Genomic DNA, 15,443 nt, shown 5'->3' with positions numbered 1-15,443 from the left:
TTTCCCCGCAGACGGCGAAGTATGATGAGCAGAAATCTATGGCAGGTAGAAGATCTGCGAAAAGTCTCTTATTGAAGGCCCCCTTTATGAGAGGGCTCCGGCCGGTGCGGCGCCATCGGCCGGCGGGCATCCGCTCTCCAGCAGTCTCACTGGGTTTGATGCGCCCCCTGGTGTGCCCCGAGTTCGGTGGACTCGCGCTCCTGGATCGTCATGCCACGGTGGGTGCGTTCTCGAACTGAGGCGGTCTCACACAAGTACTCGGCGCGCGGGTGGGACGGCCGGCCGCGTCGGGTACGGACAGCCCCCGCCGCCTCGCCCGCGCGACTTAAGGGCGCAGGGTGGTCAGGAGCCGGCCGCGCTCCACGGTGATCGCGTGCACAAGTTGATCACCCTGGTTGCGGTCGTGTTCGCGCCGTCCCTATCCGGCTGACGGCCGCGCCATCAACTTTGGCTTGGGTGGCAGGGGTAGTGGTCCATTTCTCCCAGCCACATGTCTTCCGTGCGGTCGTGAAGGTGTGCGGCGGACACAACGCGCATCAATCCACGGGGCCGGCGAAACGCCTCGCCGCCGCCCGCTATCGGGTGACGGCTGTTGATGCCGCGCCCGGCAGTCGCTGGGCGAGATCGGCAAGGAGTGTGCCGGTGTCGATGGGCGTACCGCGGTAGCAGAGGTGCAGGTCTGGCCGGATCACGAACGCGGCGGCCCGGCTGAGGCCGTACTGGTCGTGCGCGGAGTGGTCCGGGTCGCCGACGAGAGCAGGGTGGCCGGTGAAACGCTCGGTGCTGATCACGTACGCGGCCACCAGGTCCGGGTAGGCGTGCCTGATCCGGTCGGCGACACGGCACAACTCGGCCTCCTGGCGGGCCCCGCTGGTCCCGGCGAACAGCAGCACAGTGTGCCGCGTACCGAGAAGGAGATCGTGCAGACGCCTGGGCTCGCCGTCGATGAGCACGTCGGCCTGCCGAGCCCGGTCGCCGGGCGCCGGCGCGTCCTTCCAGCCTGAACCGTCCTCACGATTGAGCGGGCTCGCCGGATAGGCGACGCGCAGTTGCGCCAGCGTGCCGACGAGCCAGGTGCGGATCGAGCGGCGAGCGAGCACCCGCGAGGCGATCTGCGGGGCCAGATGCGCGCGAAGGAACGTGGCTATGGCGGCCTGTCCGGAGATCACCGCGAAGAGCCGGTCCGTGGTCGTGAGCAGCCGCTTGCCGACGGGGTGGCGCTCGGCATGGTAGCTGTCCAGGAGGGGATTCGTGGCGATGCCGCGTACCACGAGGGCGAGCTTCCACGCGAGGTTGTAGGCGTCCTGGATGCCGGTGTTCATGCCCTGCGCTCCGGCCGGGCTGTGCACGTGGGCGGCGTCGCCGACCAGGAAGACCCGGCCGTCGCGGTAGCGCGGCGCGACACGCCGGTGCAGCCGGTAGCGGCTGACCCAGTGCTCCTTGAGCACGGTGGCGGGCAGCGGCATCCGTTCGTCCACCATCGCCTGGAACTCCTCGTGGGTCGGCCGGCTGTATTCCGGGCTGGGCCCTTCGGGACCGACGATCACGTTGCCGAAGATGCGGAACCGGTGTTCACCCGGCATCGCGAAGGCCGCGATGAATCCGGCGCGGCTGGGGAATGCGTAGATGTCGCCGTCCGGCAGGTCCCAGTCGAGTTCGGCGTCGGCCATGATGAACTCGTCCGGATAGGTGGTGCCCTCGAACGGGATTCCGGCCGCCTCGCGTACCGCGCTGTGCGCCCCGTCGCAGCCGATGACCCATGCGCACCGGATCGCCCTCGTCGTACCGTCGGCCGCGTGTACGGACACGGTCACGTGCTCCTCGCCGGTGTCGAGGGCCGTCATGGTCAGGCCACGTTCGACGTGTACCCCGCGCTCCTCCAGCTTCTTGGTGAGGATCCGCTCGGTGTCGTCCTGGGAGAGCGTGAAGAGGGACTGGTAGGTGGTGTAGTTCGCCGGATCGTTCAGCAGGTCGTCGAGTTCCAGCCGGACGCTCTTGTCGTCGGCGAACATGACGTTGATGCTGGGCGCCTTACTGCCCGTCGCGAGAACGTCGTCGATGACGCCCATGTCCTCGAAGATCTCCAGGGAACGCGGCTGGACGACCAGCGCTCGGGACGTTGTCGCCGGAGTGGTCGCGCGATCAATGATCCGCACCGTGACGCCGTGGCGGGCCAGCTCGTTGGCCAGGGTCAGTCCACTCGGACCGGCGCCGACCACGAGCACAGGCGTGTCGACAGTGACCATCGTTGTCTCCCCCTGTTTCCCATCACAAAATTCATCTCCTGACGAAATCTACGCTAGTTGAATTTCTGGGCAGCCGACAACCGCGTATCCGTCACCGCGCCGGAAGAGTCATGTAACGGCTGCGAAGGAGAGCCGGGAAAGGGATTGCGACAAACTCAAGGACCGGCGTGTCATCTGCGGGAATGCGCGTTGCAGGCAAGATCGGGCCAACACGTTCACTGCGGCAGAGCGTCCTGGCGTTCGACTCCGGCCAGATGGCCCCAACGCCCCTGTGCGACCGCCGCCCACTCTCGCGGTCGAAGAAGCCGGACCGCGGCCCGCCCTCGTACTCGCATAGGAGTAGCCGGGAATCCGAACAGCGGACGAGCTCCCAGAGCATGATCGTTAAATGAACGGCATACCTTGGCGGTCACGCGGCACGACGCCGGCTCCTATCACGCCCGGCTCAGGTTCGGCGTGCTTTTCTCGCGGGCTTACGTGTTTGGCGAGAATGGCCAGCAGGACTACCTGAGCCACAATTGTCAGTGAGCCGATGACTACGGCAGCCGGCGAACCAGGCATCATGAACGCGGTGTGCGAGAAAAGAATGCCGCCAATAAGCCAAATTCGATGCCGATCATCCCAGTTGGCCGCCGCTCGCCAGCGCAGCACCAGCAATCCGAAGGGAACGGCGGTCATTGCCGCCGTGACCAGCCGCAGGGGATCCGGCATCATGTCGCCGAACAGTAGTTCAGATCCGAGGCCGAGTGGAAGCAGTGTCGTCAGGAATGCCATGGTCAAGTACATGGACACGAATCCGACCACTCCTGGGCGCGGTGCGTTTCGCTCTGTTCGACGGCGTTCCGGGAGATGGTAGCGAGGAATGACCACCAGGGCGAGCAGGGCAAGCACGATGATGGCTGCGATGAACGCCGCCGTCCAGCCCCATGGCGTCTGGTATCCAGGGTCCTGGTTCGCGGAAATGATATAACGCAGTCCGAGTACGCCTACGATTGCCAGTGCGCCGACTCCCGTGAACCCACCTTTTCCCAGATACGGCTGACCACGATGGCCCGGGAAGAGGAGGTCGACAAGGGCGATGGGGACGAGGACGCTGAGGACCACGTGAACCCCGATCTGCGACTCCCAGTAGGTCCAGTTCACACCGAGGGCTCGCAGTCCCCAGTCAGCGGCGCCGTACATCCGGGGGCTGGTCAGGGCTTGCAGGCCCAGTCCGTCTTCCGCGATCTGGTAGGCCACGCCCAGCAGCACGAGGCTCGGCCAGCCGCCGCGGACGCGCACGAGCGCCTCTCGGATCACGAGGACACCAGCCCCGTACATCACCAGCAGCAGTGGCAGGAGTAGCCAGGTCAACGGCACTGCGACCGCGGTGAACGTCAATTCCGCGCACAGCGTCGTCAGCAGGACGAGCACCCATGGGGCACGCGTCCCAGGCCAGTTCCTACGTCTGCCCCGTCTGCTCATCAGGGTCGGGTCTCCTTCTGTTCGAGTCACGCGATCGAGCCATCGGGGGGTGGTGGCCTGCGCGGCCGTTTGCGGTTCGGTACGCCATTCCGGTCGCCGACCATGGCCGGCCGAAGCACGAATTCATCCAGCGCTCTGCCCGGCATGGCGGCCGGAGCCGGGCAGAGCGCTCGATTCCTGCTCAGGTCAGCCACGCGTGCGTCCGTCCGACCGTTGAACGCCGGGTTCTGTCGAGGCACGCAGAGGCGGGAAATCATCCGCGAAGATCGATCGCCCGGCATCAACGAGTTGGGGGCCTACAGTGCGTTGTGCGCATCCAGGAGTTGTTGGAGTTTTGCGCTCTGTTCGCGCGCTATGGCCAGGCCCTGCTGTTCGAAGGCGGCTCGTTCTGCCGGGTCTTCCGGCATCGGCGGGGCGATGTTCGGTTGCAGCCGGGAAGTGTGCATCCAGGCGCCGATGTCGTCGTTGCCCGACCAGCGCAGCTGTTCCGCATTGATGGACAGTGCGAACCGCAGCCAGTCGGTGTCGGTTTTCGGGTTTGGCGTAACAGGGCAGAGCTCGTTTTTCACGGAGTCGTCCGGATGGGTCGCCTCCACGTGCGCGATGAGGGCCGCGCTGAACACCGGCTGGCATGCTCGCACCGATTGCAGAGTGATCAGCCCATCTTGGAATATCGGGACGATGGGGAGTTGCTTGGCGGCGTCGGCGGTGCAGTCCACATACAACGCGCGGTGGCTGGTCGGTACGGTGCCACCGTCGAGTTCGATGTCTGTTTCGGTGATTCGTTTCACCCGGCCGAGGCGGACGACATTTTCGATCGTGCGTAGCTGTTCCAGCTCGGCCTGCGAGACGGTCGCGCAGCGAAACGCCGTCGGCCGCTCGTCCGGGGAAATTCTCAGCAGGACACCGGCGGCGTTGAGCCGGTCGAAGAGGTCGGGTACGGATTCGGCTCGCATGATGGCGTCGTGCTTGGCGACGTAGTCTTTCACGATGTCTTCGACGCGATAGAGAGGGCGTGGTTGCACGGTGGCCCGGTCGATGAGCCACGGTGCACGGGGCATGATCCAGGTCAGGTCCGCGGGGGCGACTCCTCGTTCAAGCAGCCAGAGGCAGGCGTCGATCCCGGTTTTGCCGGCACCGATGATCACGTACTGACCGTGGGGTTCGCGAATGGCCGGCAGCTCGTTGGGGGGCACCACGCGGACGCCGGCAGCGATCGGGAACTCTGGTGGTTGCATGGCGGGCACGGTCACACCCTGATAGGTGGTGTCCACGATCTTCCGTCGCACGGTCACCTGGTATTCGTCACCGGAGGTCGTCAGGTGGAATCGGCCGCCACCGTCATATTCGGCCATGGGAAAGTACGACACCCGCCCGGACGGCAGGAACGTCTGCCGCATGACCTGGTCGAAATAGCTGCAGATCTCGCTTGCGCCGGCCAGTTCGTAGAGTCCGGCGTTCCAGCCGGTTTGGTCGATGGTGTCGTTGCCGAGTGGACGGGAGTTCACGCCGTACATCGCCGAGGGCTGATGTAGCCGCACGTAGGGATAGGCGACCGTCCAGTGCCCGCCTGGTTGGTGATAGCGGTCGACCAGCACCACGGTCGCGTCCGATTCGGTCAGCAGCGTGTCCACGAAGGCCATCGCCGTGGCGCCCGCGCCGACCACGAGGTAGTCAGTTTCGATCTTGGTCACCATCATCTGCTCCTGTTCTGCTCGCTGGTCACATGCGGTTCGAGATGCGAGTCTAGCCCCAACTTAGGAGTAATCTCTCATATTGAGGGAACACACCCATTGTGAGACTGGACACCCAGCAGGTTGTCCAAGGTCAGCGGCTGTTCGGGGATGCTGGCGTACGATGTCGCTGCGGTTGTGACCCGTCCGCCGAGGAGCGCATCGAGACGTGGGGAGAAGTGAGCTGTCCGAGAACGGATCGTCCGATGGGCCGTGGGAACGTAAGCGGGCCAGGACCAAGCAGGCGATTCAACGGCACGCGCTGCGCCTGTTCAGTGAGCAGGGCTATCACGCGACCACGGTGGAGCAGGTCGCGGCCGCCGCGGATCTCGCGCCGAGTACGGTCTTCCGGTATTTCCCCACCAAGCATGATCTGGTGGTGATCGACGATGACCTCATCCTGATCAGGCCGTTCATCGCGCCGTTTCGGGCCCAGCCGGCAGAATTGGGCGTCGTCGCCGCACTGCACAACGCCGTTCGCACCGCTTTCGATGACACCGGCGCCAGTCGGCAGGAGCACGTGGACCTGCAGAACAGGGCCCGGCTGGTGGTGTCCATTCCCGAGGCGTGGGCCGCGAACATGGGCAGTCTGACCACCGTCATCCGGGTGATGTCCGAACTCTTCGCCGAACGGGCGGGACGCGACTCGACCGACCCGGAAATCCTCAGCCTCACCAGAATGCTCTGCGGATCCATGACGGTGGCCTGGCTCACCGCGGGCAACGGCGACGAATTCGATCTGCCCGCCATATTGGAGGACACCGTCGCCCACCTGCGAACCGGATTCGATCTATGACCTCGCCCGAGAGGGCCCGACGGCATGCCGAGGATGGACCTGCGAAAGCTTGTTGAGCAGGGCTTCCGCCGCCTGAGGCGTGGCATGGTCGGTTGTTGGGTGAAGTCTTGTTCGTGGGAGCGATTCGGCTGTCACGAAGGAGCTTGAATTCCTCCATACGCTTCGCGCCGGCGGTGGTTTCGCAGGTAACGCCACTGGCGGCCGGATCAGCTCCCACCGCTCATCGGACAGATCGCCAGGGTACGGCAGACGCTGAACCGGGTCCTGGCCGGAGCGAACCGTCATGAGGCTCCGCTGCTCGCCCCGACCCCGGACAAGCTTGATGATCTGGGGCCGCTGCCGGAGCGGGTCACCGTACATTTGCATGCCGGCTACGACTCCGCGGTCACCCGCGCCGGGCCGGCCTGATCGACGCCTATGATCCGCAACCCATGCTCTTGACCTTTGGTCAGTGCGGGGTGCGGCAGTGGCACGAATCTTGGTACATCGGCGTCATCAGGTCGAGGCGCTCCGCGTATTCGGGCCGGCCGAGATCTCGGTACGCGCGTGCCCACAACGGCTTGAGGTCGGCGAAGTAGCAGCTCGGTCTGTTGACGAACGTGTCCTTGAGCCCGAGCAGCGCGGTCGCCGGCCGTCCGGCATCGAGCCAGTGTGCGGCGGCGACCAGCTCTGCCTCGAGCGGCGGGTCCTCCACGACCACCGGCCTCCGATCGGCGTACGTGGCGGCTGGGGCGAGCACACCTATGCCGTCCTCGCCGGGCTCGTGCCGCCACCCCTCCAGTACGTCGAACACGATCTCGAACTCGGTGTCCTCCGAGACGCTGGAGCCGCGCCAGGACGAGCCGGGGTACGTCCGATCCGGGCCCGGCCGTACGCCGAGTTCGGCGGCCAGCCGATCGAGGAGTCGCCGGTCCTCGGCGCGCGCATCGCTGAGGTACTGGTTCTGGGCGCGCCACACATCCGGATCACGCCCCGCAGGCGGTTCCAGGGCCGGCCGCTCGCGCCACCGCCGCAACGCCCACGACAATATGAACTCCAGACCGGAACGGGTGTCCGCCCCGATCAGGGTCACCCCGTAGTCATGACCGCTGGCCAGCGCAACCGGATGATCCAGCCGCCCGAGTTCCGGCGCGGGCACCAGCCAGCCGACGTACCCGCCGTCGCCCAGAGCACCGAAGGGTACGAACTCCGGCGTGGCGTACAACGGTGTCGACGGCTGCCGGAAGAACTCCGGATCGACGTCGCAGCCATCGGGCGGTCGGGGAAACATGTCGAAGTCGAAGATGAAATCGTAGTGAGTTTCCAACAGGCCGTAATCGTAGGACTCGTTCTCCAGGTAAAAGTCGTAAGCGTGCTGCCAGGCGATGTCCACCAGCGTACGGAGTGCGGGCGGGGTGGGAAACGGAAAGAGATCATCAACCCACGGCGGCGGTGTGGAGTCGGTCATGGCACCGCACAATACTGCCCGGGCTTCAACGGTTCGCCGACAAGCATGCAGGGGCCGACCAGGGCGAGGCTGGTGCCGATCCCGGACATGGGAGAGGCACAGAAAGCGGATGTCGGCGCCTGAGACGCCGATTTGGGGGCGCGGCCGGCGACGGGCAGCCGCGAGCGGTGCCGGCAGCGCCCACACACGAAGGTCCGGGGTGGGCTCAGCTCCCGACGGTCCTGCTGCGTCGCTCCATCATGATCACGTCGCGCCAGGAGCCGTGGAACCGGCCGATGCGTTCGCGGGCGCCGACCATGCGGAAGCCGAGCGCCTGATGCAAGGAGAGGCTGCGGGCGTTGTCGGGGAATATGCTCGACTGGATGGTCCAGATCCCCGCGTCCTCGGATGCGGTGATGAAGGCGGCGAGCAGGGCGCGGCCGATGCCGTGCGCCTGGTGGCGCGGGTGCACGTAGACGCTGTGCTCGATCACCCCGGCATGGGCCGGCTGGTTGGACGCGGCGGACGCGGCGACCCACCCCACGAGGTCGTTCGTCTCGGTGTCGACGGCGACGTAGCGCAGATACGGCAATCTGCTCTCGGTGAAGCCTTCCCAGCTTGGGGCGGTGGTCTCGACACCGGCCTGGCCGGTGTCGAGGCCCTTCTGGTAGATGGCGAGCACCTGTCCGGCGTCGCCGTCGCGCATCGGGCGTATCTCCAGGCCAGGGCCGATGGCGGGCTTGGTGGCGTGCACGATGGCCGAGTGCACGCCGCCGCCGTGGTCGACCGTGAGCGTGATCGCCTGGTTGACGAACCCGCTCGTACGCAGCAGCTTGCGATAGTCGCTCAGCGCCAGGGTCCCGGCATCGCACCCCAGCCGCTGCACGGCGGCCGGGTCGACGTTCTCGTCGGTGACCATGTCGCTGATCGTCAGCCGTCCGCCTGGCCGCAGCACCCGGAACGCCTCGCCCAGTACGGCCGCCTTGTCATCGGACAGGTTGACCACGCAGTTGGAGATGACCGCGTCCACGGCGTGCGCGGGCAACGGGATGTCCTCGATCGTGCCGTGCAGGAACGCGACGTTGTCTACGTCTGCCGCGTTGCGCCGGGCCAGCTCGATCATGTCGGGGCTGGCGTCCAGTCCGTAGGCCGTACCGTACGGGCCGACCCGGCGGGCGGCCAGCAGCACGTCGATGCCTCCACCTGAGCCCAGGTCGAGAACGCTCTGCCCGGCTCGGAGCTCGGCCACAGCCACCGGGTTGCCGCAGCCGAGGCTGGCCAGCAGGGCGCCTTGGGGAAGGCCGGAGGTGTCGTCGTAGCCGGCCGTGCCGAAACAGCCCCTTGCGAACTCGTCGGCCGCGCAGTCGATGACGGATCTGCCGGTCATCGCGGTGGCAACGACCGTCGTCTCCTTGCGTACTGCAGCGCCTCAGAGGTTGTTGCCGACTGGTGATCTCGCCCGTGTCGATCTCGGCCAGCGCCCGCTCGCGGCCGAATCGGGTGATGACGCGGTCGATCGCGGAGGCGTAGGCGCGCGGGGGTTGGCCGTGCGCCGGGAACCTGGAAGGCGCCGGCGCCGCCACCGCAGAGGAGACCCGTGACAATGCGCGGATATCCCGACAACCTACGCAGAGCCGCCCCAACCAAGACGGCCGCCGCCATTCCGCGAGCCGAGCAAGGACTGGACGACATGATCCGCCGAGGCGACCGGATCACTTTCCGGGCACTCACCGATGATCTGGCTGCGCCGCAACCACGGGCGACCGCCTGGAGCGGTTCATGCCGCCGGCCGACCCTGCCCGGCGCCGGGTCGTTGTCACCTGCTGCATGCGCCACGGCGACGAGTTCACCCCTCGCGGTTGGGTGGCGGTGGCGTCGTCGGCCGGTCCCAGCCGCGTCGCATCCAGGGGCCGCCGCCGTCAGCGGTCAGGCCACTGCCCGCCCTTCCCGCATGACCGTCTGGGCCAGGTGCGCGAGGTCCTCCACCACCAGGTCCGGCGGGTAGGTCGAGTTGCCGAAGGGCCGCTTGCGCCGGTCGATGAATGCGGTCTTCATGCCCGCGGCCTTCGCGCCCACGCAGTCGAACGCGTGATTCGCCACGAAAAGGACCTGCTCCGGCTCCAACTCCATCAGCCACGCACCCGTCCGGTAGGTGTCGGCGTGCGGCTTGAACGACTTGGCCTCCGCTACCGAGATCACCCGATCCCACAGGTGCTCGGTACCCGAATACGGCACGCCGCTGGCCAGCATGTCATCGTCGCCGTTCGACAGGATGACCAGGTCGAGGCCCTGTGCCTTGATGTCGGACAGCGCGTCGACGACGTCCGGGAACGGCTTGAGCCGCTCGATCTGGGAGACCAGGCCGCGCACCTCCTCGTCGGTGTGCTCGATGCCGGCCCGGTCCAGGGTGTAGTGGACGGCTTGGCGGCCGATCTCCCGGTACGGGGTGTGCTCGCGGTGGAGCAGGGCGTCGATCATCGAGTTCTCGAAGTGGGTCCGCCGCCACCAGGTCACCACGCGGGACGGCGGGTTGGCGGTGTAACCCTTGGCGGCAAGGTACGGCGCGATGGCCTCGGTGAGCCCGCCCTGCATGTCCACGACGGTCCCGTAGAAGTCGAACATCAGCGCTTTGACTCCGCGGACGGCGTCTTCCCTGTTCTCCATGACGAATACTCCTGGAAGGCGAGAACGACTGTTGATGCAGCCGAAGCTAGGCGGTCGACAGGTCCCCTGGCATCGGGTGTTCGTGCAATCCCAGGCGCGTCGCGTTGGGAGATCCCACCTGGCCCTCGCGGCGCGGGGTGATGAAGCGTGGAGCACATGCAGCCACGCGACACAGGAGACGACGACATCGCCGCCAGAGCGCTCCGCGCCTTCGAGCTCGCCCGGGTGACCGGCGTTCCCTGGCTCGCCGGCATGGTGGGAGTCGAAGCGATGCCGGCTGTCGGGCCGGCCGCCCACGAGCTGCGTTGCGACGCAGGTGACGCGCTCGGCAGCGCATCCCTCGGGCTGCTGGACATCGCCATGCTGGCCGATCTCGCGTTGGGCGCGGCGCTGCGCTCACGACTCGGTGCCGGGCGCCCACTGCCCACGCTGACCCTCACGCTCGAACTCGACCCGGTCCGGCTGCCCACAGGGACGTCGGTGCGCGGCTGGAGCGAGCCCGTCATCACCGGGCTCGGCCGCACCCACGGCGTGATCTTGCACGAAGGCAGGCCGATCGGTCGCTGTCTCGCGCTCTTCGCCGTGTCGGAATCGGCACCGGATCTCGTCCCGCTGCCATGGGAGACGCCGGGTGATGCGAGGAGCGCCGAGGGGCGGGCGGTGGAACCGCTCTCGGAGGCGGAGCGGGCGGTGCTCGCCGCCCTGCCCGCCCGTGGGGCGCCGCAGCTCGGCAAGGACTTCTCCTGGACGGACGCGCTGCTCGCGGCCGCGTGCACCGGTGATCCCGACATGCCGGGTGACACTCTGCTTTCTCCGAACGCCGCGATGCTCAACCGCTCGGGACAGGTGCAGGGAGGGGTTCTGTTCTGGCTGGCGGCGACGGCGACGGCAACGGCAACGGCAACGGCAACGGCAACGCTGCCCGGGGCAGCCGCCGGTGGTAGGCCGAGGCTGGTGTCGGGCCGGCTGCAGTTCTCGTCGGTGGCCCGGCCGACATCGCCGCTGTCCGCGTCGCCCACGGTCACGCATGCCACCCGCAGAACATCGTTCGCACGCACGGAAATTCGGCAGGACGGCCGTCCGGTGGCGTCGGGAGAGTTCGTCTTCCGGAACCCGAGCGGCGCCAAGGAGGGTAACGATGACGAACACTCATAAGGCGTTTCCACTGGCCGGGCTCATGGTCGTGACCCTGGAACACGCCGTGGCCGCGCCGCTGTGCACCCGCCACCTGGCGGACCTGGGCGCCGACGTGATCAAGATCGAGAATCCCGAGGGCGGAGATCTCTCCCGGGCGTACGACACGGTGGTCAACGGCGAGTCCGCGTACTTCGTATGGGCGAACAGGGGCAAGCGCAGCGTGACGCTCGACCTGAAGAGCGAACGCGGACAGATGGTCCTCACCGAACTCCTGGGCAGAGCCGACATCTTCGTTCACAACCTTGGCCCAGGAGCGGTCGACCGGCTCGGTTTCGGCCATGACACCGTCGCGAGCCGGTGGCCGGGGCTGATCGTGTGCGCGATCTCCGGCTACGGGGCAGACGGGCCCTATCAGCACCGCAAGGCGTTCGACCTGCTGATCCAAGGAGAGGCCGGCCTGCTCTCGCTCACCGGAGAGCCGGACGGACCGGCGAAGGTCGGCATCTCGATCGCGGACATGTGTGCGGCCGTCTACGCGTTGTCGTCGATCCTGGCCGCGGTGCTGGACAGGTCACGTGACGGCGGCGGCCGGTTCATCGACATTTCCATGCTGGACTGCCTCGCCGAATGGATGATGGCGCCGGCGTACCACCAGCTCTACGCGGGCAGGCAGCCAGGCCGCGCCGGCGCCCGGCACAACATGATGGTGCCCTACGGCGTATACAGGGTCGGCGACGAGGGACACGTCAACTTCGCGGTGCAGACGGACGCGCAGTGGCGCGCGCTGTGCATGGAGGTGCTGGAGCTACCCGACCTCGTCGACGATCCGAGGTTCGCCCGCAACGAGGCGCGTGTACGGCACCGGCACGCACTCGAGCCGCTCATCGAGGATCGGTTCAGGGCGCTCGGGATCGCCGAGGTCACCACCCGGCTCATCACCGCGGGCGTGCCGACCGGCGATGTCAACGACCTGCGGGACCTGGTGGCGCACCCCCAGCTCGACGCCCGTTCCCGATGGATCGAGATCGGTTCCCCAGCCGGGCCCGTGCGCGCGCTCAGGCCGCCGTTCAACCTCAGCGGCCTGCCCGACCGCCGCACGAGCGTGCCGGCGCTCGGCGAGCACACCGATGAGGTGCTGGCGGCCCTGTCGTGGGAGGCCGGCCGATGAGCGCAGCGGGAAGCACGTCGTCGCCGCGTTGCGCCGAGCCGGCGTCACCGACGTGGACGACTCCACGCGACGTCGCGCCGAGTACTCCACGGACGCCTCGTTGTACCGGGTGGTGCCGGCCGTCGTGGTGTTCCCGCGCGCGGGTGACGAGGTTTCCGCGACGGTGGAGGCCTGCCGCTCGCTCGGGGTGCCCCTCACCGCGAGAGGCGCCGGGACGTCCATCGCCGGCAACGCCATCGGACCGGGCGTCGTGCTCGACTTCTCCCGGCACCTCAACCGGATTCACGATGTCGACCCGGAGGCGGCCGTCGCCGTGGTCGATCCCGGGGTGGTCTTGGACGACCTGCAACGAGCGGCGGCCCCGTACGGGCTGCGCTTCGGCCCTGATCCGTCCACGCACAGCAGGTGCACCGTCGGCGGCATGATCGGCAACAACGCGTGTGGCTCCCGCGCCCTCGGCTACGGCCGCACCGCCGACAACGTGGTCGGGCTCGACGTGGTGACCGGCGCCGGCGAGCACCTCCGAGTGGGCCCGGACGCCGATCCGCGGTCCGCACCCGTGCTGGCCGCCCTGGACCGGGTCGTCCGCTCGCGGCTGGCGGTGATCCGGACCGAGTTCGGCCGGTTCCCTCGGCAACTGTCCGGTTACTCGCTGGAGCACCTGCTGGCGGAGCGCGGGTTCGACGTGGCCAAGGCACTGGTCGGCACCGAAGGCACCTGGGCGGTGGTGCGGCAGGCGACTGTACATCTGGTTCGCGCGCCCGCCGCCACCCGGCTCGTCGTGCTCGGCTATCCCGACATCGCGTCCGCCGCCGACGCGGTGCCGTCGCTCCTCCCCTTCGCTCCCATCGCCCTCGAAGGACTGGACTCGCGGATCGTGGACGTCGTCCGTCGCCGCCGAGGAGCCCCGGCCGTGCCGGAACTGCCACGTGGTGGCGGCTGGCTGCTCGTCGAGCTGGGCGGGGACGACCTCGACGGACGGGCTGCGGCGCTCGTCCGCGACTCCGGCGCGCTCGGCTCGCGCACGGTGCCGGCCGGCGGCGAGGCGGCGGCGCTGTGGCGGATCCGGGAGGACGGTGCCGGCCTGGCCGCGCGAGCCTCCGCCGCAAGGCCCGGCCTGTCTGGCTGGGAGGACGCCGCCGTGCCACCCGAGCGTCTGGGGGCCTACCTGCGCGACTTCGAGGCGCTCCTGACAGAAGACGGGCTGACGGGAGTCCCCTACGGGCATTTCGGAGACGGGTGCGTGCATGCGCGCATCGACTTCCCGCTGGGCCACGCAACCGGACGGGCAGCGTTCCGGGCTTTTCTCGTCGACGCCGCGAAGCTAGTGGCCAGGCACGGCGGCTCGATGTCCGGAGAGCACGGAGACGGCCGCGCCAGGGGCGAGTTGCTGCCCCACATGTACTCGCCGGCCGCCCTGGAGGCCTTCGCCGCGGTCAAGAACGTGTTCGACCCGCTGGATGTGCTGAACCCCGGAGTCATTGTGCGACCCCGGCCCGTCGACGCCGACCTGCGACTGGTGTCCGCGCGATCGCACCGCACAGCATTGGGCTTCGGGTACGACGCGGACGGCGGAGACTTCGGTGCGGCCGCGCATCGGTGTACCGGGGTAGGCAAGTGCCGGGCGGCCGGCTCTTCCGGAGGGGCGATGTGCCCGTCGTATCGCGCCACCCGTGATGAAAAGGACTCCACCCGCGGCAGGGCGAGGGTGCTGCAGGAACTGGCCAACGGAGCACTCGTGACGGGCTGGCGGTCGCCCGAGGTGCTCCAGTCGCTCGACTTGTGCCTCTCCTGCAAGGCGTGCTCCGCCGAGTGCCCCACCGGGGTGGACATGGCCACGTACAAGGCCGAGGCCCTCTACCAGCGCTACCGTGGCCGGCTGCGGCCGGCCACGCACTACTCGCTGGGCTGGCTGCCCATCTGGGCCCGGCTGGCCTCCCGCATGCCGCGATTCGCCAATCGCGTGATGTCTGGTCCGCTGGGCTCTGCCGGCAAGAGGCTGGCAGGCGTCGATCGCCGGCGCTCCGTGCCGGCCTTGGCGTCGCGCACGTTTCGGCGATGGTTCGCCGGGCATCCGGTGGCGCCGGGCGAACCGGTCCTGCTGTGGGTTGACACCTTCACCAACACCTTCGCCCCGCACATCGGTGTCGCGGCCGTGCGGGTGCTGGAAAGCGCCGGCTTCTCGGTGACCATCCCCGACCGCGAGCTGTGCTGCGGGCTGACGTGGCTGTCGACCGGGCAACTCGGCACCGCCCGCCGCGTGCTTGGACGCAGCGTCGCGGCCCTCGCTACGGCGGCGCGGAACGGCGTCCCCATCGTCGGGCTGGAGCCTTCCTGCACCGCGGTGTTCGCGGGAGACGCCCTCGAACTGCTCGGCCCCGGCCCCGACGTCACCGCCGTCGCGGGGGCGGTGCGCCCGCTCGCCCAACTGCTCGCCACGGTCGAAGGCTGGCGTCCACCCGACCTGAGCGGTAGGTCGGCGATCGTGCAACCGCACTGCCACCATCACGCGGTGCTGGGATTCTCACCGGACCGGGCACTGCTGGAGCGGACGGGCATCGACGTGAACGTGGTCGAGGGCTGCTGTGGCATGGCCGGCAACTTCGGCGCCGAGCGCGGCCATTACGATCTCAGCACCGCGGTGGCCGAGCTCGCGCTTCTTCCCGCCGTACGCGCCGCCGCTCCCACGACGGAGGTGCTGGCGGACGGGTTCTCCTGCCGCACCCAGTTGGAGCAGCTCGCCGGTCGTCGTGGCAGACACCTCGCCGAGCTGCTCGCCATTGATCTCGACTCCAGTGACGCCTGACGC

General features: G+C 68.1%; 10 protein-coding genes and 1 pseudogene. 5 read left to right on the top strand and 6 right to left on the bottom strand.

What is annotated here, in order from left to right:
- Positions 1 to 575: 575 nt before the first annotated feature.
- The 3 genes from AB0I15_RS42105 to AB0I15_RS42095 form a co-directional block, all read right to left on the bottom strand.
- Complete coding sequence (locus tag AB0I15_RS42105; RefSeq protein ID WP_358109117.1) at positions 576 to 2,246, bottom strand: FAD-dependent monooxygenase; 1,671 nt, start codon at positions 2,244 to 2,246, stop codon at positions 576 to 578.
- 384 nt (positions 2,247 to 2,630) lie between these two features.
- Positions 2,631 to 3,659 carry a hypothetical protein gene (locus tag AB0I15_RS42100; RefSeq protein WP_358109114.1) on the bottom strand — a complete coding sequence of 343 codons (1,029 nt, stop codon included), beginning with the start codon at positions 3,657 to 3,659 and terminating at the stop codon, positions 2,631 to 2,633.
- 347 nt (positions 3,660 to 4,006) lie between these two features.
- Complete coding sequence (locus AB0I15_RS42095) at positions 4,007 to 5,407, bottom strand: hypothetical protein (protein ID WP_358109111.1); 1,401 nt, start codon at positions 5,405 to 5,407, stop codon at positions 4,007 to 4,009.
- Between the two features lie 205 nt (positions 5,408 to 5,612).
- On the opposite strand from AB0I15_RS42095, the gene AB0I15_RS42090 reads away from it, so the two are divergent.
- Together AB0I15_RS42090 and AB0I15_RS42085 are read left to right on the top strand one after the other, a co-directional pair.
- Complete coding sequence (locus tag AB0I15_RS42090) at positions 5,613 to 6,239, top strand: TetR/AcrR family transcriptional regulator (protein ID WP_358109108.1); 627 nt, start codon at positions 5,613 to 5,615, stop codon at positions 6,237 to 6,239.
- Between the two features lie 261 nt (positions 6,240 to 6,500).
- Positions 6,501 to 6,632, top strand: a pseudogene (locus AB0I15_RS42085) (IS5/IS1182 family transposase); the annotation flags it as partial.
- A 55-nt stretch (positions 6,633 to 6,687) separates the two neighbouring features.
- On the opposite strand, the gene AB0I15_RS42080 reads toward AB0I15_RS42085, so the two are convergent.
- The 3 genes from AB0I15_RS42080 to AB0I15_RS42070 all read right to left on the bottom strand — a co-directional run bounded on the left by AB0I15_RS42080 (position 6,688) and on the right by AB0I15_RS42070 (position 10,329).
- Positions 6,688 to 7,686: a hypothetical protein gene (locus AB0I15_RS42080; RefSeq protein ID WP_358109105.1), complete on the bottom strand. Its 999-nt coding sequence runs from the start codon at positions 7,684 to 7,686 to the stop codon at positions 6,688 to 6,690.
- 205 nt (positions 7,687 to 7,891) lie between these two features.
- The gene (locus AB0I15_RS42075; protein ID WP_358109102.1) at positions 7,892 to 9,052 is read right to left on the bottom strand and encodes a GNAT family N-acetyltransferase; all 1,161 of its coding nucleotides are present in this window, start codon (positions 9,050 to 9,052) and stop codon (positions 7,892 to 7,894) included.
- 539 nt (positions 9,053 to 9,591) lie between these two features.
- The gene (locus AB0I15_RS42070; RefSeq protein ID WP_358109099.1) at positions 9,592 to 10,329 is read right to left on the bottom strand and encodes a haloacid dehalogenase type II; all 738 of its coding nucleotides are present in this window, start codon (positions 10,327 to 10,329) and stop codon (positions 9,592 to 9,594) included.
- A 147-nt stretch (positions 10,330 to 10,476) separates the two neighbouring features.
- Between AB0I15_RS42070 and AB0I15_RS42065 the strand changes: the two genes are divergently transcribed.
- Genes AB0I15_RS42065 through AB0I15_RS42055 form a run of 3 tightly spaced genes read left to right on the top strand, consistent with a single transcriptional unit; the run spans position 10,477 to position 15,440 of the window.
- Positions 10,477 to 11,484, top strand: coding sequence for a hypothetical protein (locus AB0I15_RS42065; protein WP_358109096.1), 1,008 nt, complete (start codon positions 10,477 to 10,479; stop codon positions 11,482 to 11,484).
- The gene (locus AB0I15_RS42060; RefSeq protein ID WP_358109093.1) at positions 11,468 to 12,634 is read left to right on the top strand and encodes a CaiB/BaiF CoA-transferase family protein; all 1,167 of its coding nucleotides are present in this window, start codon (positions 11,468 to 11,470) and stop codon (positions 12,632 to 12,634) included. The genes AB0I15_RS42065 and AB0I15_RS42060 overlap by 17 nt, the downstream gene beginning before the upstream one ends.
- A gap of 28 nt (positions 12,635 to 12,662) precedes the next feature.
- Positions 12,663 to 15,440, top strand: a complete 2,778-nt coding sequence (locus tag AB0I15_RS42055; protein WP_358109090.1) for an FAD-binding and (Fe-S)-binding domain-containing protein — start codon at positions 12,663 to 12,665, stop codon at positions 15,438 to 15,440.
- Positions 15,441 to 15,443 lie beyond the last annotated feature (3 nt).

The organism is Nonomuraea sp. NPDC050643 (assembly GCF_040654715.1).
GTDB lineage: Bacteria > Actinomycetota > Actinomycetes > Streptosporangiales > Streptosporangiaceae > Nonomuraea.
The sequence above is the reverse complement of the archived record's forward strand: the minus strand, read 5'-3'. Positions and strand labels throughout refer to the sequence as shown.

Excerpts from the sequence above, each read along its gene's own strand:
- AB0I15_RS42105 (WP_358109117.1), bottom strand. The coding sequence starts at position 2,246 with ATGGTCACTGTCGACACGCCTGTGCTCGTGGTCGGCGCCGGTCCGAGT.
- AB0I15_RS42095 (WP_358109111.1), bottom strand. The coding sequence starts at position 5,407 with ATGGTGACCAAGATCGAAACTGACTACCTCGTGGTCGGCGCGGGCGCC.
- AB0I15_RS42080 (WP_358109105.1), bottom strand. The coding sequence starts at position 7,686 with ATGACCGACTCCACACCGCCGCCGTGGGTTGATGATCTCTTTCCGTTT.
- AB0I15_RS42075 (WP_358109102.1), bottom strand. The coding sequence starts at position 9,052 with ATGACCGGCAGATCCGTCATCGACTGCGCGGCCGACGAGTTCGCAAGG.
- AB0I15_RS42070 (WP_358109099.1), bottom strand. The coding sequence starts at position 10,329 with ATGGAGAACAGGGAAGACGCCGTCCGCGGAGTCAAAGCGCTGATGTTC.
- AB0I15_RS42060 (WP_358109093.1), top strand. The coding sequence starts at position 11,468 with ATGACGAACACTCATAAGGCGTTTCCACTGGCCGGGCTCATGGTCGTG.